This is a genomic window from Luteimonas salinisoli, assembly GCF_013425525.1.
GTDB classification, from domain to species: Bacteria; Pseudomonadota; Gammaproteobacteria; order Xanthomonadales; family Xanthomonadaceae; genus Luteimonas; species Luteimonas salinisoli.
Map to the genome: position 1 here is coordinate 1 of NZ_JACCKA010000010.1, position 20,537 is coordinate 20,537.

Annotated in this window: 11 protein-coding genes; 5 read left to right on the forward strand and 6 right to left on the reverse strand. The window is 69.8% G+C overall.

The features are described 5' to 3' along the window. Positions 1-288 precede the first annotated feature (288 nt). The 3 genes from H0E84_RS01450 to H0E84_RS01460 all read left to right on the forward strand — a co-directional run bounded on the left by H0E84_RS01450 (position 289) and on the right by H0E84_RS01460 (position 3,879). On the forward strand, positions 289-1,389 hold the full coding sequence (locus tag H0E84_RS01450; RefSeq protein WP_180676849.1) for an AI-2E family transporter: 1,101 nt from the start codon (positions 289-291) through the stop codon (positions 1,387-1,389). 388 nt (positions 1,390-1,777) lie between these two features. Further along, a complete protein-coding gene (locus tag H0E84_RS01455) occupies positions 1,778-2,503 on the forward strand; it encodes an HAD-IA family hydrolase (RefSeq protein WP_180676850.1) in 726 nt (241 codons plus the stop codon). Further along, positions 2,500-3,879, forward strand: a complete 1,380-nt coding sequence (locus H0E84_RS01460) for a leucyl aminopeptidase family protein (protein ID WP_180676851.1) — start codon at positions 2,500-2,502, stop codon at positions 3,877-3,879. Before H0E84_RS01455 ends, H0E84_RS01460 begins: the two co-directional genes overlap by 4 nt. A 218-nt stretch (positions 3,880-4,097) precedes the next feature. On the opposite strand, the gene H0E84_RS01465 is transcribed toward H0E84_RS01460, so the two are convergent. The 3 genes from H0E84_RS01465 to H0E84_RS01475 form a co-directional block, all read right to left on the reverse strand. Beyond that, positions 4,098-4,814: a pirin family protein gene (locus H0E84_RS01465; RefSeq protein ID WP_180676852.1), complete on the reverse strand. Its 717-nt coding sequence runs from the start codon at positions 4,812-4,814 to the stop codon at positions 4,098-4,100. Positions 4,815-4,823: 9 nt separating this feature from the next. Further along, positions 4,824-5,447, reverse strand: a complete 624-nt coding sequence (locus H0E84_RS01470; RefSeq protein ID WP_180676853.1) for a YceI family protein — start codon at positions 5,445-5,447, stop codon at positions 4,824-4,826. Between the two features lie 272 nt (positions 5,448-5,719). Next, complete coding sequence (locus tag H0E84_RS01475; protein WP_180676854.1) at positions 5,720-6,307, reverse strand: malonic semialdehyde reductase; 588 nt, start codon at positions 6,305-6,307, stop codon at positions 5,720-5,722. Between the two features lie 146 nt (positions 6,308-6,453). Here H0E84_RS01475 and H0E84_RS01480 point away from each other — a divergent pair, with 146 nt between their 5' ends. Beyond that, the gene (locus H0E84_RS01480) at positions 6,454-7,416 is read left to right on the forward strand and encodes a mitochondrial fission ELM1 family protein (protein ID WP_345776246.1); all 963 of its coding nucleotides are present in this window, start codon (positions 6,454-6,456) and stop codon (positions 7,414-7,416) included. A gap of 164 nt (positions 7,417-7,580) precedes the next feature. Here H0E84_RS01480 and H0E84_RS01485 read toward each other — a convergent pair whose 3' ends face one another. After that, positions 7,581-8,972: an amidohydrolase family protein gene (locus H0E84_RS01485; protein WP_180676855.1), complete on the reverse strand. Its 1,392-nt coding sequence runs from the start codon at positions 8,970-8,972 to the stop codon at positions 7,581-7,583. A 735-nt stretch (positions 8,973-9,707) separates the two neighbouring features. Between H0E84_RS01485 and H0E84_RS20125 the strand changes: the two genes are divergently transcribed. Next, positions 9,708-9,932, forward strand: a complete 225-nt coding sequence (locus H0E84_RS20125) for a hypothetical protein (RefSeq protein WP_219339540.1) — start codon at positions 9,708-9,710, stop codon at positions 9,930-9,932. A gap of 220 nt (positions 9,933-10,152) precedes the next feature. Here H0E84_RS20125 and H0E84_RS01490 read toward each other — a convergent pair whose 3' ends face one another. Then, a complete protein-coding gene (locus H0E84_RS01490; protein ID WP_180676856.1) occupies positions 10,153-17,325 on the reverse strand; it encodes an FG-GAP-like repeat-containing protein in 7,173 nt (2,390 codons plus the stop codon). A 263-nt stretch (positions 17,326-17,588) separates the two neighbouring features. Continuing rightward, entirely contained in the window at positions 17,589-20,402 is a 2,814-nt protein-coding gene (gene glnE, locus H0E84_RS01495) for a bifunctional [glutamate--ammonia ligase]-adenylyl-L-tyrosine phosphorylase/[glutamate--ammonia-ligase] adenylyltransferase (RefSeq protein ID WP_180676857.1), read from the reverse strand. Between the last annotated feature and the right edge of the window lie 135 nt (positions 20,403-20,537).

The following is a 20,537-nucleotide window of genomic DNA, read 5'->3' on the forward strand; positions in this document are numbered from 1 at the left end:
CAGGCGCAGGCCGCATCCGCAACGCCGCCGCCCGCGCCGGCGGACCGTCGCCGCCCGGACCAGCGCTGGGACAGCCAGCCCGCTCCGGCCGAGGCGGCCACCGACGTTTCCGAGCGGTGAACGCGCTGGCGCGGCCGCGGCCGTGAGCACGTCCCTCGCCTGCCCAGCACCATGTCGTGACGTCCCGCGTCCGCCGTCGCGGTCGCGGTCGCGGCCGGGAGAGCCAGCACGCCCCCGCCGTGGCGGACCGGAGGCGCGGATGGCGAGCGCCCCGCCGGGGCCGAGGCCATGAGCGCGCCCGTCGCCCCCCCGGCCAAGGATCAGCCCCTGCCGCACCCGCCGCCGCCGACGCGGCCGCGCGCGCCGGTCTCGGTGGTGGTGCTGGCCGGGCTGGCGTTGGGCTACACGCTGTGGGCCGCGCAGGGCGTGGTGGTGCCAGTGCTGCTGGCGATGTTCTTCGCCCTGGTCGGCAACCCGATCCTGCGCGCGCTGCGGCGGGTGTGGATCCCGCGCTTCATCGGCGCGCTGCTGGTGCTGGCGATCGGCATCACCGCCACGGTGATGCTCGGCCGCCAGCTGGTGGTCCCGGCCAGCGAGTGGATGCAGCAGGTGCCGCGCGAACTGCAGCTGCTCACCCCCAAGCTGAAGGAGATGGCGGCGCCGATGCAGCGCGCCAACGAGGCCGCGCGCACCTTCGCCGAGGCCACCGATGGCAGCGGCACGCATCGCGTGCAGATGGTGACCATCCGCGAGAACGATCCGTGGAAGCGGCTGTCGGCCACGCCGCGGCTGCTGGCCTCGGTGCTGGCGGTGGTGCTGCTGACGTTCTTCTTCATGGTGTACGGCGAAAGCCTGCAGCGGCACGCGATCGCGCTGCTGCCGCACCGCCACCAGAAGCGGCTGACGGTGGGGATCCTGCAGTCGATCGAGATGGAGATCTCGCGCTACGTGCTGACCATCACCGTGATCAACATGCTGCTGGGCGCGGCGCTGGCCGGCACGCTGGTGTGGCTGGGCGTGGGGCCGCAGGAGGCGCTGCTGTGGGGCACGATCGTCGCGGTGCTCAACTACGCGCCGTACGTGGGCCCGGCGATCGGCGCGGTGCTGATGCTGCTGATGGGCTTCGTGACCTGGAACGAGGTGGGGCCCTCGCTGCTGCCGGTGGTCATCTACGTCGCCCTGCAGACGCTCGAGGGGCAGCTGCTGACGCCGATCGTCCTCGGCCGGCGGATGGCGCTCTCGCCGCTGGTGCTGATCCTGGCGCTGATGCTGTTCGGGTTCCTGTGGGGCATCCTCGGGCTGCTGCTGGCGGTACCGCTGCTGGCCTGCGCCAAGCTGGTGCTGACCCGCATCGAGGGCCTGGAGGGCTGGGCGCGGCTGCTCGAATAGCCGCCCGGTCTTCTGCAACGCTCCCGCCGCCGCGGAAAACCTGCCCCTGCAGACGCGATCCGCCTCTGTAGGAGCGATCCATGGTCGCGAAGGCCGCGGGAGGCGCCGGCCGGGTCGGCGGCGATGCCGGGTACGGCCAGACGCGCCGGCTTTCGCGGCCATGGGCCGCTCCTACGAGAGCCCGTCGAATCGCTTGCAGCAGAGGCCCCGCGTCGATCGCTTCCCTGGAGCGACCCATGGTCGCGAAGGCCGCGGGAGGCAGCGGCCGAGTCGGCGACGATGCCGGGTGCGGCCAGACGCGCCGGCTTTCGCGGCCATGGGCCGTTCCTGCGGGATACACCGCCTCGGGTGCGCACGGGCCTTTCATGGCGGACGGTACAATGGCCCGGTGAGCTTCTTGGTCCGCGCCATCACCCTCGATCTCGACGACACCGTCTGGCCCTTCGCGCCGATCGCCGAGCGCATCGAGCGCGTGCTCGACGACTGGCTGCGCGCCCACTGCCCGCGCACCGCCGATCGCTTCCCCGCCGCGGCGATGCGCACGCTGCGCGAGCAGGTGTTCGCCGAACATCCGCAGCTGGCCCACGACCTGTCCACGCTGCGGCGGATGACGCTGGAGCGCGCGCTGCGCGAGAGCGGCGACGACCCGGCGCACGCCGAGGCCGCGTGGGAGGTGTTCTACGCGGTACGCAACCAGGTGGAGTGCTACCCCGACAGCGTCGCAGCGCTCGAGCGCATCGCCGCGCGCGTGCCGGTGGCGGCGGTGACCAACGGCAACGCCGACCTGGCGCGCATCGGCCTGGACGCGCACTTCCGCTTCAACCTGACCTCGCGCGAGCACGGCAGGGCGAAACCGTCGGCCTGCATCTTCCACGCCGCCTGCGCGCGCCTGGAGTGCGCGCACGGGGAGGTGCTGCACGTCGGCGACCATATCGAAATGGACGTGGCCGGCGCCGCCCGCGCGGGGCTGCGCAGCTGCTGGATCAACCGCGAGGGGCGCGACTGGGCGCATCCCGAGATCGATCCCGACCTGCAGTTCGACACCCTGGCCGCGCTGGCCGACTGGCTGGACGCGCACACCGCCCCCCGACACGACAGGACCGCCCCCGCATGAGCTTGCCGACCGGATTCGTCTCCCCCGATGCCGCGGACGCGCCGCGCGCGCTGCACCTCGTCGACGCCGGCGCCCTCGACGCCTGGTGCGACCGCCAGGGCGCGGCGACCGCGCGCTGGGTGCGCTCGCAGGGCTGGGACGCCTCGCCCGGGAGCGTGCTGCTGCTGCCGGGCGCGGACGGCGGCGCGGACGGCGCGGCGCTCGGCGTCGGCGAGGGCCTCGACCCGTTCTCGTACGCGCATGCGCCGATGGCACTGCCGCCCGGCGACTGGCGACTGGCCGACGACGGCGGCCTCGCGGCCGAGGCGCGCGCCGCGCTGCTGGTGGGCTGGGGCCTGGGCAGCTACCGCTTCGACCGCTACAAGCAGGCGCCGCGTGCGCCGGCCCGGCTGGTCGCCGAGCCGGATGCCGAGAGCGCCGACCTGGTGACCGCGTGCTGCCGGGTCCGCGACCTGGTCAACACGCCCACCGAGCACATGGGTCCAGACCAGCTCGAGGATTTCGCGCGCGCGCTCGCCGAAGCGCACGGCGCTGGCTTCGAGAGCATCGCCGGCGACGCGCTGGTGGCGCGCAACTTCCCCGCCATCCATGCCGTCGGCCGCGCCTCGCACCGCGCACCGCGGCTGCTGCAGCTGACCTGGGGCGACGCCGCGGCCCCGCACCTGGTGCTGGTCGGCAAGGGCGTGTGCTTCGACACCGGCGGCCTGAACATCAAGCCGGGCGAGGGCATGCGCAACATGAAGAAGGACATGGGCGGCGCCGCCCACGCGCTGGCCCTGGCCGGGCTGGTGATGGCGCGCAAGCTGCCGGTGCGGCTGACCCTGCTGGTGCCGGCGGTGGAGAACGCGATCGGCCCGGACGCGTTCCGCCCCGGCGAGGTGATCGCCACCCGCAAGGGCCTGTCGGTGGAGATCGACAACACCGATGCCGAGGGCCGGGTGGTGCTGGGCGATGCGCTGACCTACGCCGGCGAGCTCGAGCCGGAGCTGGTGATCGACTTCGCCACGCTGACCGGCGCGGCGCGCATCGCCCTGGGCCCGGACCTGCCGGCGCTGTACAGCAACGACGACGCAGTGGCCGGTGCGTGGCTGCAGGCCGGCGATGCGCAGCGCGACCCGCTGTGGCGGATGCCGCTGTGGCGGCCCTACCTGCGCTATCTGACCAGCCGCATCGCCGACCTGGCCAACGCCGGCTCGCGCATGGCCGGCTCGGTGACCGCGGCGCTGTACCTGGAGCGTTTCGTGCCGCCCGGCACGGCCTGGGCGCACCTGGACGTGTACTCCTGGAACGACAACGACCGCCCCGGCCGCCCCGCCGGCGGCGAGGCGCAGGCGCTGCGTGCCGCCTGGGCGATGCTGAAGGCGCGCTACGGCTGACGTCGCGGCCGCTCGCCTTCGGCAGCACCCGCCACCCGTAGGAGCGGCCCATGGCCGCGAAGGCCGGCGTGGCCTGATCGCGCTGGCGACGCCGCACCGCATGACGCCTCAAGCCGATATGCGGCGTACGTCATCGCCGGATGACGCGTGGGCCTTCGCGGCCATGGGCCGCTCCGACGGGGGCGCTGCGCTGGCTTGCGGCCTGAGGGTCCGATGGCTCAGGCGGGCAGGTCGAAGAGGAGGAGATCGGCGGGCGCGTCGTCGCCTTCGATGCCGTCGATGCGCAGTTCGCCGGATTCCTCCGCCCAGCCGATCGCATCGCCCGCCGCCAGGCGCCGGCGGCCCACCTCGGCCTGGCCGCTGGCGACGTGCAGCCAGTAGCGGTGCGAGGCGTCCATGGCCCAGGTCACCGATTCGCCGGCGCCGAGTTGAACGCCGCGCAGCCAGGCCTGCTGGCGGATGGCGATGCTGCCGTCCTCGCCGTCGGGCGAGGCCAGCGCCGCCCAGCGCGCACGGCGCGCGGCCGGGTCGAACGCGCGCTGCTGGTAGGCCGGCTCGGCGTTGAGGCGATCGGGCTGGATCCAGATCTGCAGAAAATGCACCGGCTCGACGTCCGAGCCGTTGTACTCGCTGTGCTCTATGCCGTGGCCGGCGCTCATCCACTGCAGCTCGCCCGGGCGCAGCACGCCCTCGCCGCCGCCGCTGTCGCGGTGCGCGAGCGCCCCGGACAGCACGTAGCTGAGGATCTCCATGTTGGCATGCCGGTGCGGGGCGAAGCCCCCGCCCGGCTGCACCCGGTCCTCGTTGATCACCCGCAGCGCGCCCCAGCCCATCCAGTGCGGGTCGTGGTAGTGGCCGAAGGAGAAGCTGTGGCGGCTGTCGAGCCAGCCGGCGGCGACATGGCCGCGTTCGCTGGCGGGTCTATGGATGCGCATGGCGGCGAACTACTCGGCGTCGGTGTCGCCTGCGGGCGCCGGGACCATCGCCTCAGTGGTGATGCGCAGCTCCACCTCGTCGCTGACGTTGGGCGCGTACATGCCCAGGTCGAAATCGCTGCGCTTGAGCGTGGTGGTGGCGTCGAAGCCGATCGCTTCGCGCTTGGTCATCGGGTGGGGCTTGGCGGCGTTGAGGGCGACGTCGAGCACCACCGGGCGGGTGATGCCCTTGATGGTGAGGTCGCCAGTGACCTTCAGTTTGCCCTCGCCTGCCGATTCGACCGCGGTGCTGCGGAAGGTGGCCTGCGGGTGGTTGGCGGCATCGAAGAAGTCATCGCTGCGCAGGTGGTCGTCGAACTTCTGCACGTGCGAGTTCAGCCCCGACAGCGGCAGGGTGACCTCGACGCTGGACGCGGAGACGTTCTCGGCGTCATAGACGATGGCGCCCTCGACCTCGCCGAAGTGAGCGATGGGATTGGAGAAGCCGAAATGGCTCCACTGCGCCACCACGTCGGTGTGGTTGGGATCGATCTCGTAGGTGACCGGCGCGGCGAGCGCGGGTGCGGCGGCCAGCGCCAGGGCGGCGGCGAGGAGTGCGGTCTTGAACAAACCGGAAGAGCGGAGGGGCTTCATGGCGGGAGGGCTCCAGGTGACGGACGACCGGTGGAAGGACGGCTGCGGTGCAGCCGGGGCTGCGGGGTCGGGTGCGCGCTGGCGTTCCGGAACCCGCTGATCTTGTAACGCTGGTTGAAACACTCTGGGTGGAACACGCTGGTTGGGTGGAACACGCTGGTTGGAGCATGCCGATGGAGAGCAGACCGATCGAGAACAGACTGATCGACGACACGCGGGTTCGGAACTGGCTGCCTTGGAACGCGGTGGTTGTGGAGCGCTGCCCCGGCGGATCACTCGATGCGGCAGGCCTCGTCGAACGACAGCCGCGGCGAGCGCTCGAAGATGCTGGCCGGGTCGCCCTTGCCGAGGTTGACCAGGAAGTTGGAGCGGATGGAGGTGCCCTTGAAAAATGCCTCGTCCACCTTGGCGGCGTCGAAGCCGGTCATCGGCCCGGTGTCGAGGCCCAGCGCGCGCGCGGCGAGGATCAGGTAGGCGCCCTGCAGGGTGCCGTTGCGGAAGGCATGGTCGCGCCGCTTCTCCTGCGGGCCCTCGAACCAGCTCTTGGCATCGGTGTGCGGAAACAGGTACGGCAGTTTGTGGTGGAAGTCGAGGTCGTAACCGACGATCGCCACCACCGGCGCCTCCATGGTCTTCTTGCGGTTGCCCTCGTCCAGCGCCGGCTCCAGCTTCGCCTTGGCCTCCTTCGAGCGCACGAACACGAACCGCGCCGGACTCTGGTTGGCGCTGGTCGGCCCCCACTTCAGCAGCTCGTAGAGCTGGCGCAGGGTGTCGTCGCCCAACTCGCCGCTGAAGCGGTTGTAGGTGCGGGCGGTGCGGAACAGGCGATCGAGGGCGGAATCGTCGAGCACGTCGGTCATGTCGGGCTGTCTCCTGGCGCGGCGCGGCCGCTCGTGAAGGTGGACCAGTGTAGAGTTCCACCGATGAACTCGCAGCCATGACTCCGGAACGGATGGTCGCAACCGTGGAACAACGCAGGGCAGGAGCCGCAGGATTGGCGCCGCCGGTGCAATGCTGGACGCTCAGCGACGGCCGCGCCGGCAACGCGCGCCAGGCGACGGCGCTGGCCAGGGCGCTGGGGCTGGCGGCGCGCGACTGGCTGCTGGAGCCGCGACCGCCTTGGGGCTGGGCCGCGCCGCGCCTGCTGCCCGGCAGCGAGAAGGCGTTCGGCACCGGTTTCGCCCAGGCACTGGCCGCGCCGCCCACCCTGGCGATCGGCTGCGGCCGCCAGGGCGCGCTGGCGACGCGACTGTTGCGCACGGTAGGCGCGCGCACGGTGCAAATCCTCGACCCGCGCGTCGACCCGGCGCACTGGGACCTGGTGGTGGCGCCGGAGCACGATGCGCTGCGTGGGGCCAACGTGGTCGGCATGCTCGGCAGCCTGCACCCGGTCGACGATGCCTGGCTGACCGCCTCGCGCACCGGCTTCCCGGCCTTCGCCGACCTGCCGCGCCCGCGCACCGCACTGCTGCTGGGCGGCAGCAGCCGGCATACGCGCTTCGACCGGCTCGCCTTCGACGCGCTGTCTTCGATGCTGCAGACGGTGCTGGCGCAGGCGGGCGGCAGCGTGCTGGCCACCACCTCGCGGCGCACCCCGCGCGACCTGGGCGAAGCATTGCATCGGCGCTATGCGGAGACGCCTGGGGTGGTCTGGACCGGCCCGGACGACGGCCCCAACCCCTATCCGGGCCTGCTCGCCTGGGCCGACCGCATCGTCTGCTCGCCGGACTCGGTGAACATGATCTCCGAGGCCTGCGCCACCCGCGCGCCGGTGTTCGTCTTCGACCCCGCGCGCGTGGGCGGCCGTCCGCGCCGCTTCCTCGACGCCCTGCTCGCCCGCGGCCGCGTGCGCGCGATGGACGCCACGCTGGCGCCGTTCGAAGTCGAACCCCTGCGCGAAACCGCACGCGTCGCCGCCGAAGTGCGCACGCGCCTGGGGATTCCGGCATCGCCCACACCGTCTCCATAGGATTCGGGCGCCGGGCCGACGCCAACGGCCCGCTCACCGGCCACTCCACCGCGACACCCCTGTAGGAGCGGCCCATGGCCGCGAAAGCCGGCGCCGCAACCAACGCCCGGGATCACCGCCGACCCGACCGAACCCCTAGCGGCCTTCGCGGCCATGGGCCGCTCCTACGGATCTGCGGCGATCTTCTCCAGACGGGCCTGGATCTCCTCCTCCGGCAACCACTGCCCTCGCACCATCACGCCGGCGCGCCTGCGCACGTTGCCGATGTCGTCGAACGGGTTGGCTTCGAGCAGGATCAGGTCGGCGCGGCGCCCGGGCGCCACGGCGCCGAATGCGTCGGGCGTGCCGAAATACAGCGCCGGGTTGCGTGTCCCCGTGGCGAGCACCTGGTACGGCGTGAGCCCGGCATCGACCATCATCCGCATCTCGTGGTGGATCGAGAACCCGGGCACGTTGAAGAACTGCGGCGCATCCGACCCGAGCGCGATCGGCGCGCCGGCATCGTGCAGCGCCTTGAGCAGCCGGCGCCGCACCTCGACCAGGCGTCGCGCAGCATCGGGCTGGAAGTCGGCGCGCGCGGCGAACTCCCGCTTCGCGCGCGCCCACCCGTCGCGCACCTCGCGCGGCATGTAGCGCATCTCCGGCCAAGCGATCATCGCCTCCGGCGATTCCACCGATGCCAGGTGCTCGACCAGGCTGAGCGTGGGCACGTTCCAGCTGCCCGCCGCAGCCGTCAGGCGCACCGCCTCGTCGATGCGGCCGGCGTCGATCAGGGCGGCCCAGCCGCTGCCGAAGAACCCGGGCTCCAGCCCGTCCGTCGCCGCACCCTCAGGCACCAGGAACTCGGCATAGCGGTCGAAGTGATCGATCGAGGTCTGCCGCGCCTCCAGCGCGCGCACCAGCCCGACTTCCTCCGGGATGTGCCCGCCGAACGGCATGCCGACCGCGCGCGCCGTCTCCGCCATCGCCTCGTAGGCGGCGGCCGGGATGCTGCCGAGCTTGATCAGGTCGAAACCCGCATCGTGGTGTTCGTGCACCATGCGCGCGGCGTCGGCCGGCGTCCCCGCCTGCTCGGCGTTGAGCCAGGGGCTGGCCGTGAACAGCGTCGGCCCCAGGAGATCTCCGGACGCGATCCGCTCCCGCAGCGCCAGGTGATAGGCGTGCCCGGCCATGTTGCGCACCGTGGTCACCCCGTTGGAGACGTACAGGAACAGCACGTCTTCCGCATAGCCGGGATCGTCCGGTCCCGGCACGTGACCGTGCATCTCCGCCAGCCCCGGCATGAGATACCGCCCGGAGCCGTCGACGCGCTGGGCGCCCTCGGGGATCTCGATCTCGGCTGCCGGCCCGACCGCCACGATCCGATCGCCTTCGACGATCACCGTGTGGTCCGCAAGGACCGCTTCGCGATCCATCGGCAGCACGTTGACGGCCGTGAACGCGATGATGCCGGCATCGGTACCGGCGCCAGTCGCAGGCGCGACCTCGGGTCCGGCGCCTGTCTTCGCCCCGTCGGCGGGCGGCGATGGCGCGCACGCGCACAGTGCGGCGAGCACGAGGCCGGCAGCCCACCGGGGCGCGCAAGACCGCATCGAGATCGCCGGCAACGATGGCATTGGCGTTCTTGGTTCTACGGAACTGGGACCTTAACCACGCGTGTCGCAAGTACGCAAGTACAAGTGGCGGGCCAAGGTGTCGTCATCGCTACCGAGGTCCGTCAGTTCATCCCCACCAGCTTCACGGCTGGCGCAAGCACCTGATGCTCGGGTCGACGTCTCCCGTGACAGAATCGCCGCCGTCTCCGAGCCTGTTTCTGACCCTTCTCCATTGCGGGCGAATTGTCCCTGGCACGCTTTTCCGTCTCTTGCACGTTTCTCCCTGGCGTCGATCGCCGTATCAGGCCCGCCCCGGAAAACGGGTCGGAACCGTAGTGCCGTTGTGCGCATTTACTCCTGGAGGCTAGGTTCGTCAACTAGCTGCTGCAAGGATTCTCCGACCCACCTCCGACGACACCGGGCGCACAAACCTAATCTCCGGGCGACGCGAGACCTGGCCTTTCTTTTTATTGGTCAACGACTCCCACGCAGCGAGAGAAAGTCTACTCTGACCCCTGCTTTCCCTGTTTTCGACCCCTTTTTTCGGAACGGGCCGGAACCGCAGTGCCGTTGTGCGTATTTACTCCCGAAGGAACCGGTCGTCAACAGATTCTTTCGACAACTTCGCAGAGGCCTTTCCAACCTCTGTCATGAACTTCGTTCCGGACAGGAACACGCCCACCCTCAGCGTCCAACATGAATTTCTTCCTCAAGTACCCTCAGATCCTCCAATTTTCCTGCTCTTTCGATATTTCCAGTTGGGTCCGCTCGCTCATAGCGACCAACCACGCTAACCAATACCGAGGACCTGCCATCCAGAATCTTCCTGGCGCTGTCAACGCACGCCTGGTCTGCGATCGCGACGCTTTCGACGTCAATAAAGTTCTCTGCCGCAAAATGATCACGATGAAGGACGCATGAATCGAACTCCACAGACAACACCGACTTTACGGCCAAGTACTGCCCCCGATAGGACTCCGGACTGGACAGCAGCCTAGGAAACGAGACAACGCACAACGGCACTCCATAACCGTCTTCAACCGAGAAACAAGAGTCCTCATTAGGCCTACTAACGGGAACTGATTCGCCGCTGCCACGAATACACCCCGACAACGCCAGCATCGGGATAATGAGCAACACTCTAGCGAATACGTTTTGCATGATCTACGTAACCATCCCATGTCGACACGCCAGGAATTTTTCCAACAACGGAAGTATTGAACGAGTAGATGCGCCCATCTGGACGAGAAACATACGCAGTCTGGTGGGCACCAGAGAACCCCCTTTCACTCCAGGCGAACGCCAGGTCGTCTCCTGAGAATCTAGATGCCACTGGATGCGTATGCAACGATCCCGCCACACGACCCCCGGCCAGACTCTGACTCAATCGAAGAGTGACACCGCAACCCAATGCTCCGTGCCCACACATCTGACCATCGCTGACCACCGTCCCGGCTTCATAGTAGTCGCCATTCTTGAAGAATCGCACGCCGACCTCGACATCATATCGGTCCGTTACGGGTTGCAGCGCATCCGATGTTGCCGTCGCAAGATCGTCCAGCACCGTGTACTTGCGTGACCGAACAGCCTCCATAGCTGCCTCGCCCTGCTCAATTGCGAGCTCCTTCAGATGCTTTGAGTATGCCCCTTCGCGGCCGCCGTCCGGACTTCTGGAACGACCACCCCCCATCATCGCCGCCTGGATCGATCCACTTATCGCCCCATTGGCGAATTTTCCACCGCTCAGCGCTGAAATCGTGCCGCCGATTAACGCGCCTTTGACTCCCCTAATCGCTCCGTTGCGATGCCCCGCCTGGGGCATGAACGCCGTGGTCAATCCGGCAGCCATGAAACCGCTGCCAAAACTTCCACCCTGCAAAGATTCTACGATACCGCCGGTGATCGCTTGGGTCGCCACCATCTGCATGTACCCCCAATCATTGGCGATCGCTGCCCACCCGAGCCCAAAGCTAACACCGGCAGTGAAGGCCCCATACACGCCGCCACGCAAACTTCCCGTTGAGGCATAGCCAGAGGCCGCTCCGAACGCCATTGCCATACCCAGCTTCGCAAAGAATCCTCCATCCATCCCTGCGGTCACATAGGTCCCGACGATCGCAATCGCAATTCCCAAGATCTTTCTAAAACTGATCATTCCCGTCGGATCCGTATAAACCAACGGGTTGTTGAACACATACGTGTACGCATTCCACCCCTGCAGGTTCCCCGGCGCCTGGATCACCGGGTCCGGCTGCAGGAAGCGGTGCAGGGTGGGATCGTAGATCCGGCCGTTCATGTGGATCACGTCCAGGCCGTCGAGGTGCTCGTGGCCGGTGTAGCCGCGTGGGGTGATTGCGGCGGCGGTGCCGGCGGCGGTGGGGTCGGTATAGCTGCGCCTGGATCCGTAGGCGCGGTAGTCCTGGCTGTTCTGCACCACGCCGCTGGCGTCGGTGATGCGCACCACGCTGCCCAGGTGATCGTGGAACAGGTAGCGGTTGGTCGCGGTGCTGCCGACGATGGTCTGCAGCATGACGCCGGCAATGTTGCGCTTGATGGTGGTGGCGGCGCCCTCGGTGACGATCTCGACGTTGCCGATGTACAGCGTGCGCCGGCCGTTCTGGTCCTCGCGCTTGTAGCGCTGGCCATCCGGGCCGTACCAGAACCGGGCGCGGGTGCCGTTGCCCAGCCGGACCTCGTGCGCCTTGTCGTCGAGGCTGTAGTGCACGGTGCGGTCGTTGGCCGTACCCGGGGCGTCGCGACTGGTCTGGTTGCCGCGCGCGTCGTAGTAGTAGTGCATGTCGCGGTACTGGGCCACGCGGTGGGGTCTGGCGCCGGTGGTGTTGCCGCTGCCGTAGCCGCTGTTGCCGGCGCCCAGTCCACAGCCGGCGCGGCCGTCATAGACGTAGTTGTGGTTGCCGCCGTCCTCATCGCGGCGGCAGGGGTTGCCCAGGCGATCGTAGCTCTGCGCCAGCAGAGTCTGGTTGACGGTGGCGCCGTTGCGCATCGTCAGCTTGGCGCTGCTGAAACGGTTGAGGTTGTCGTAGGCGAAGGTCTCCAGGTAGCGGCTTTCCTTGCGCTGGGTGCTGAGGTTGCCGGCCATGTCCCAGCCGTAGGCCTCGTCCATCAGGTTGCAGGTGGTGGCGTTGCCGGCGCAGATGCGCGCGAGCCGGCCGGTATTGGCCCAGTATTCGCGCGACACGCGCATTGCGTCGTTGTAGCTGCGCCGCTCCTCGGTGACGTTGCCCCAGGCGTCCGCCTCCAGGTGCTCGAGATAGGTGTTGGCGCTACCGGGGCAGTTGCCGCTGGTATCGGCCTCGTTGCTGTTGCACACCGCCCGGGTCATGCCGCGCGCGTTGAAGGAAGATTTCGACCACCTGCCCGAAGCGTCCAGTACCTTCCAGGGCCGCCCCAGGCTGTCGTACTGGACGGCGGTGGGATAGCTGGTGCCATCGATGACCGTTGTCGCGCCCAAACCTCGGCCCAGGCTGTCGTAGGTGTAGCTGCGGCTGTAGCTCAGCGCGGTACCGGACTGCCCCTGCCAGGCCAGGTAGGTGCCCCAGATGGTCTCGTTGGCCGGCTGGCCACGGCCATTGGCGGCGGTGTCGAAGTTGAACGTGGAGCGCGACTCGATGGTGCCGTCGGCGGTCTTGACGATGCGCCGCCAGACCCGCCCGCGACCGTCGATCTCGTTCTCGATGCGATTGCCGATGCTGTCCTGCTGGGCGATCAGCTCACCCAGGGCGTTGTACTCGAAATGGGTCGTGCCGGAGTCCGGATCGACCTGCCGAATCTTCCGGCCCGCGGCGTCGTAGTAGAAGGTATTGCGGATCTGGCCGCGCCCCGAGTCGCGGTGGACATAGAAGAGGCTGCCGTCCGCGTAATAGCTGTACACGGTGTCGGTGCCGATTGCATCGGTCACCTTGGTCAGCTCGCCCAGGCCGTTGCGGGTCTGGGTGGTGGCCTTGCCGCGCTGGTCGGTCACGGTGGTCGCCAGGCCGGCGTAGGCCGTCTGGACCGTGCTGGTGTCCGCGCCGGTCACCAGGGCCGGACGCCCGAGCGCGTCGTAGGTGGTGGTGTTCCAGGCGCGCCCGGCGGTGCAGACGTTCGCGGCGACCGACGGCCCTGCGCCGCCCGCCGTGCTTGCGGTACCCGCCAGGAAGAACGGATTGGACACGCGCCGCGGCCGGCCGGCCGCATCGTAGTCGGTGCAGACCGCGGACGCGTCCTTGCCGCTGACGCCCACGTTGAAGCTCTGGGTGGCCTGCAGGATCGGACGGCCCAGCGCATCGAAGTAGGTCCACTGCACCGGCGCCGCCTCGGGGGTGATCTGCTGGCGGAACTTCGCGCCCGCCGGACAGGTGATGGTGCCGCCGCACCAGCGGTAGTGGGTGCGGCTCTCGACACCGCCGGCGGGATCGCCAGGGGTGCTTCCCGGCACCGTTTCGACCCAGGTGTAGAAGGGGCGCCCGAAGCTGCCGGTCACCGCGAGGGTATCGACGCCGTTGACGTCGTAGGCCTGGGTGACGTCGCCGAAGATGTTCCGCGCGACCACGGTCTGGGTCTTGATCTCGATGCTGCCCGAGGCCGACTGGAACGGCTCGTAGGTCGCCAGCGCGTAGCGCCCGCGGCTGTCGAAGGTGGTGCGCGAATAGCGGTGCACCGTCTGCAGGTTCGCGGGACGGAAGGTGAACCCGCCCGTCGTGCACGGCGAGACCGGCGCCGCGCAGGTCACCGTCTGGACCACGTTGCCGAAGGCATCGCGGGTGTACTCCTTGCGGATGTCCTGGTCGGCGCCGGCGTCGCGCTGCGAGCGCTCGACCCGCAACAGCCCGGTCACCGGGCCGCTGCCGGTGTCGTAGGCGAAGTCCGCGGTGCGCACCACATCGTCGCGGCTGGGGCGACGATGGGTGACGGTACTGCTGGTCATGCGCCCGAGGCGCCACAGCGTGGCGTTGTCGGAGTAGGCGTTCTGGGTGATGACGGTGGACATCGGCGACGACGCCGTGCCGGTATGGGTATCGACCGAGGTACTGACGACGTTGCCGTACGCGCCATAGTCGAACGTGGTGACGACCTTGCTGGTGGTGGCGCCGGTGAACGGGTCGCGCAGCGTCTCCTCGGTGCCGAGCGTGCGCACGTGCAGCGGCCGCTGCACGCCGGCCGCGAACAGGGCCGTCCCGGTGCCGATATCGCCGTCCGCCTCCCATTCGTGCGTACTGGTGGAGAACACCGAGCCGCCCACGCTCGGGAAGCTCTGCCCGGGGGTGGCGAAGCAGGCATTGGTGATGGCGCTCCCGTTCAGGCAGGTCGGAATTGCGAAGCTCGCACCGGCGACGACGCGCTTGTTGGTCGACGTCGGCATGCCGATGAAGGGAAAGTTCTGCGCGTAGTTGCTGCCGACGACGACGTAGCCGCCGGATTGATTGGCGTCGTAGGTGACGATCTGCCGGAAGCCGAGGAAGCCGCGCCCGCCCGCCTGGACCTTGGCGCCGGTATAGCGGTAGTGCACCGTGGCCAAGGCGTTCGGCGCGCCGGCCTGCGGCGAGCTGCTGGAGACCCGCGCCACGGCGTAGATCGGCGCCAGCAGATCCATGACCGGCGAGCCGCGGCCCCAGTTGAGCGCGCGCGATCCGGTATCGCGGCGATGCAGATCCTTGTTGGTCAACGGCGCGAGGACGATATTGGTTTGCGCGCCCAGGCCGTTGGTGATGCGGGTGATCGTGTCGCGGGGCACGTGGCGACTATTGCTCCGCGAGACGTACACCGTGGGATTGTTCTGCAGGCGCAGCGACATGAAGTCGAGGTGGCCATCGCCATCGAAGTCGGCGAACAGTGGCGTCATCAGGTTCTGGTTGCAGCCGCTGCCCTCGCAGATCCTGGCGTTGCCGCCCGGGAGCAGGGCCGATGGGCCGTAACCTCCGTTGGGAAGGGCGTACTTGACGTAGTAGGTCTTGTTGGATCCGGACACGCCGACGTGCACCATGTCGGTGCGGCCATCGCCGTTGACGTCGACGAATCGCGCATGTTCGCGGTAGTCGCTCAGCGCCAGGGTGCCGCCCCACTGGAACCCGCGGCCGTTGTTGAGCAGATACTGCCAGTCCGAATTGCCCGCGTAGCGGACGTAGATGTCGGTGAGCCCGTCGCCGTTGGCGTCGCCCATGACGATCGTCTGGGGCGTGCCCTCCGCCGGGATCCCGTAGTCCGCCACGGTCACGCTGCTGGAGGTCTGGGATTTGACGGTGAAGGCGTGGAGGCGCTTGCTGTGGTTGGTGACCCAGCACTGCCCCCATTCATTGGCCGCAGCCATCACGGCGTCGGACACATAGGGCAGGACGACCGAGCCGGGCTCCTCACCGGCCAGCGCGGCAGTACGGCCACCGAGAGGAATGATGTCGTCGCACCCCGGGCCGTAGTTGTAGAAACGGGTATGGGTGGTGACGTGGATCAGCAGGTCCGATGCCGCGTCGCTGTTGAAGTCCGCCATCTGCATGAAGCCGGACTTGGTATTGGGGATGCCGGAGACGTAGCGCTCGCAAAAGGAGTTCGGATTGGTGAAGCAGGCCTGCGGCAGCGGCGGCAGCGAGGCCTCGTCCACGGCAACGACGCGCTCCGACCCCCAGGCGAACGCAGCCCCCTGCCGCTGCATGGTGCGCGCGCGCAAGGCGCCATCGCGCGGATACAGGATGTCGACCAGGCCATCGCCGTTGAGGTCCGCCAGCTGGATCTGGTCGTCGACGGCGGTGGAAGACGGCACGAAGATGCCGGCGATCAGGTTCTGGGCGGTGTTGAAACCGGTGCCGTTGGAAGGATGCAGCCGCCACCCCTGGCCGGTGCCGGCGGAAACCATCAGGTCGTCGCGGCCGTCGCCGTCGTAGTCGAACAGGTGCCAGGCGCCCTCCCCGCGCGAGGCGATAGCGGCGGGAAGACAGGCGCTGCTCCAGCCCTCGAACGTGGGCCGCCCGGAGGCGTCGAGGCGCGAGAGTCCGGTGACGATCCAGTTGGTGGAGCATCCGGAACTGGACCCGCGCAGGTACACGATGTCCGGGCGGCCGTCGCCGTCGATGTCGCCCAGCTTGAATCCGGCCAGGCTGCCCATGTCGGTGACCAGATTCGCCGGCTTCTCGACGGTGGCGAACTCGTGCTTGCCCAGGCTCCACTCGAACGTGGTCGGGGCCATGCACACCGCGGCGCTGCTGTCGCGGCACTCCTGCAGGCCGATCAGCTGATCGAACTGCGAGCCCGGGGCGCTCGCCGCATAGGTCAGCACGTAGTAGCGCGCCTGGTTGGCGACAGTGCAGCCGCTCGCCGCCGAGGCGCAGGAGGTGATGCTGGTCAGCCGGTAGCGCTGGGTATGAGTGCTGCCACCCGCCTGGTAGCCGAAGCCCCATTTCGACGACGGCAGGGCGGTGTAGTTGAAGACGATCTTGGCATAGGGGGCGAGCGCGCTGCCCGACTGGCCGGTCAGCACCGTCTTGCCGGTATAGCGGACTTCCTGCAGCAGGTGTTCGGACGACCCGCCCGCCGTTCCCGGGTTCTCCAGGTAGGTGTAGTCGATGTAGTTGCCGGTGGAGTCCTGGAACCGGGTTTGCGCCCACACCAGCGCCTTTGCGGTGTGCCCGGGTGCGTTGGTCTGCACGTATCCGTCCGGCCGGTTGGCTGCGGCATCGGAGCTGCGGTCGCCGTACCAGGACGTCGACCCGTCCTTCCTCGCGACGGTGAAGAACGCCGGCCCGTTGCTGCCGCCGGTGGGCGTGTAGGCGCATACGCGCTGGAAGGACTCGATCTCGGTGCGCAGGGTCTGGACCGACATGCCCGAGACCGCGGGGCAGGCCGCGCCTCCGGTGCCTGGCACCAGGCGCTGGCCGTCCAGGCAGTAGCGGTCCGTGGCGGTGTAGTTGATCGCGGCCGGGTTGCCGTCCACCGGCGCGCCGCCGCTGATGAAGTCGCCCGCCTCCCGCGTGGCGCGGCAGCGGCCGATCGCCGACAGGCCGCCGATCGACCAGCCCTTGCCCAATGGGCCGTACCCGCCCTGGCTGGAGTAGTTGAGGGAAAGCTGCGGCATCACCCCGGCGGTGCCGGGGACGCCGTAGATCGGCACGGAATAGGTCGCCGCCCCGGATTCGTCGACCCGGAACTCCGCCGCCGTCGCGGCGACCTCGTCGGAAAGAGAGTCGGCAACGATGGCGGTGGAGGCCGCGCCACCGCCGGGATCGGCGAGCGCCCGCGACCGCTGCAATGCGATCTGCCACATGACCAGAAAGACGAATGCGACGAGCACGAACGCCGGTGCCTTCGCGCGACGCGACAGCTTCATCAACGCCATGGTGGCGGCTCCCCCCGAAACCGCAGGGCGCGCATCCGGGCGCGCCTGCCTCCATGCCACTGCCGTCCCTGGCGTCGATCGCCGTGTCAGGCCCGTCCCGGAAAACGGGTCGGAACCGCAGTGTCTTGGTGCGTGTTTACTCCCAGGATCGGTGGATCGTCAACAGGATTTTTGCATTCTCTCCCGGCCCCCGATCGACGCGCGTGCGGACGGCCCTATATGTATGGAATGCCCGCTCGACGGCGGCTGCCGCCTCAGCCGGACGACCCCGGAAGACCGAGATCCCGCCAGGCCTGTTGGATCGCCGCACGCGTCGCGGCCAGGGGCTCCGACTCCGGCACCAGGCGCGGCCGGCGGTCCAGGGTGCGCTCCAGGCCGAGCGCGAGGAGGGTGGCGTGCGCCTGCACCAGGGCATCGGCGGTCGCGGCGGCCAGAAGCCCGGCATCGCACGCCGCCTGCAGCAGCGCCGGGGTCGCGCGCGGCGCCAGCAGCGCGGGGTGCGCATGCGCCTCGCGCAGCACCAGGTACTGCAGCATGAATTCCAGGTCGACCAGGCCGCCTTCGCCCTGCTTGAGATCGAAGCCGCCCGGTCCGCTGCGGTCGAGTTCGGCGCGCATCCGGGCACGCATCTTCGCCACGTCCGCGCGCAGCTCCGCCGGGTCGCGCACCCGCGCCAGTGCGGCGCGGCGTACCTGGCCGAAGTCGCGGCACAGGGAGTCGTCGCCCGCCAGGCAGCGTGCGCGCACCAGCGCCTGGTGCTCCCAGGTCCAGGCGCGCTCGCGCTGGTATTCGTCGTAGCTGGCCAGCGAGGAGACCAGCAGGCCGCTGGCGCCGTCCGGGCGCAGGCGGATGTCGACGTCGTACAGGCGGCCCGGGCCAGTGGCGGTGCCGAGCAGGGCGACGATCTTCTGCGCCAGGCGCGCGAACCAGCGCGTGGCATCGAGCGGCCGGGCGCCGTCGGACTGCGCCTCGCCGGCGGCATCGTAGAGGAACACCAGGTCCAGGTCGGAGCCGATGCCGAGCTCCTCGCCGCCGAGGCTGCCGTAGCCCAGCACCGCGAAGCGCGCGCCCTCGATGCCGCCATGGGCGCTGCGCAGTTCGCGCTGCGCCAGTTCCAGCACCACCGCGACCACCGCGTCGGCCAGCCACGCCAGCTGCCGGGCGCTGTCCTGCGCCGGCTGGCGGCCGTCGAGCGTGGCCAGGGCGACGCGGAAGCTCAGCGCCTGGCGGGTCTCGTTGAGCGCGAACAGCACCGCCTCCAGATCGCCGCGCTTGAGGGCGGCGCGGCAGGCGGCATCGAGTTCGGCGCGCTGCGGCAGCGGCCCCTCGGCGCGCGCGTCGAGCAGTTCGTCGAGCAGCAGCGGGTGCGCGGCCACGCGCTCGGCCAGGAACGCGCTGCGGGTGACCAGGTCGATCAGCCGCGCCAGCGCCTGCGGTTGCTCGTCGAGCAGCGCCAGGTAGCTCACCCGGCGCAGGATGTTGTGCACCAGGGCCAGCAGGCGGCGGACCGCCAGCAGCGGCCGCTCGGCGGGGGCGCTGGCCTGCAGCAGCACCGGCATCACCCGGTCCAGGCGCTCGCGCGCGCCGTCGGACAGCTCGCGTACGCTCGGCGAACGCACGAAGTCGCGCAGCGCGGCGTCCACCGGCTGCGCTTCCGCGAAACCGGCCGCCTCGAGCACGGCGGCCTGGCCACCCTCCGGCAGCGCGCGCCAGTAACCGGCGATGTCGCTGTCGACCGCCGGCTGCTGCCGCCGTTGCGCCAGCAGCGCGGCGAACTCGCCGGCGACGCGGCCGCGGTGGGCGCGCAGTTCCCGCTGCAGCGCGTCCCAGTCGCGAAAGTCCAGGCCGTGGGCGATGCGCGCGCGCTCCAGCGGCTCTGCCGGCAGCAGGTGGGTCTGGGCGTCGCGCAGCATCTGCAGGCGGTTTTCCAGCCTGCGCAGGAAGCGGTATGCCGCCGATAGCGCCTCGGCGCTGTCGGCGGGGATCTGGCGCGCGTCGCGCAGGGCGCGCAGCGCCGGCTGCAGGCGGCGCTCGCGCAGGGCGGGCTCGTGGCCGCCGCGGATCAGCTGCAACACCTGGGCGAGGAACTCGATCTCGCGGATGCCGCCGGCGCCGCGCTTGATGTCGTCCTCGAGTTCCTTGCGCGCGACCTCGGCGGCGATCGCCGCCTTCATGCCGCGCAGGCCGTCGAGCGCGCCGTAGTCGAGATAGCGGCGGTAGACGAATGGGCGCAACGCATCGAGAAAGCGCGCGCCGGCATCGAGATCACCGGCCACGGGGCGCGCCTTCTGCCAGGCGTAGCGCTCCCAGTCGCGGCCCTCGCGCTGGAAGTACTGCTCCATCGCCGCGAAGCTGAGCGCCACGCGGCCGGCGCTGCCGAACGGCCGCAGGCGCAGGTCGACGCGGTGGCAGAAACCGTCGGCGGTGATCTCGTCGAGCAGCCGGGCCAGCGCCTGGCCCAGGCGCGCGAAGTACTGCTCGGCGGCCAATGGTCGCGTGCCGTCGCTTTCTCCTTCTTCGGCGTAGCCGTAGACCAGGTCGACGTCGGAGCTGAAGTTGAGTTCCTCGCCGCCGAGCTTGCCCAGGCCGAACACCACCAGCCGCACCGGCGCGCCCGAGGCGGCGCGGACCACGCCGTGGCGCGCCGCGAACTCCTCCTCCAGCGCGGCCAGCGCCAGCTGCAGGCAGCCGTCGGCCAGCCGGGTGGCCCCGGCCAGGGTATCGTCGACGTCGTCGAGGCCGAGCACGTCGCGCCAGACCAGCCGGGTGGACGCTGCGGCGCGGTAGCGGCGCAGCGCGGCGCCCCAGCCCGCGCGGTCCTCGGCCCGGAGCGCGGGAGGCGGCAGCGGTGCCTGGCCGTCGTCGTCGAGCAGGCGCAGCAGCAGTTGCGGCTGCCGCACCAGGGTATCGATGGCGAAGTCGCTGGCCAGCGCCACGCGCCGCAGGCGCCCGGCGGCGGCCGGCGCGTCGGCCCGGCCGGCGTCGTTGGCGAGCGCTTCGCGCAGCCGGGCGAGGGCGCGGGCCGGGATCGCTTCGAGATCGGAGGGGACGGCGGCATCTGCGGGCATGCGCCGATTGTGGCATTCGAAGCCGGGCGAGCCGGGCTGCGCGCATGTCGGGAGCAATCTCGCGCCCGCAATGCCCAGCGAAGGAATCCCAGGGCCGGGAGACCGGGACCCCGCGAAATAAAAAAGCCCGCAACC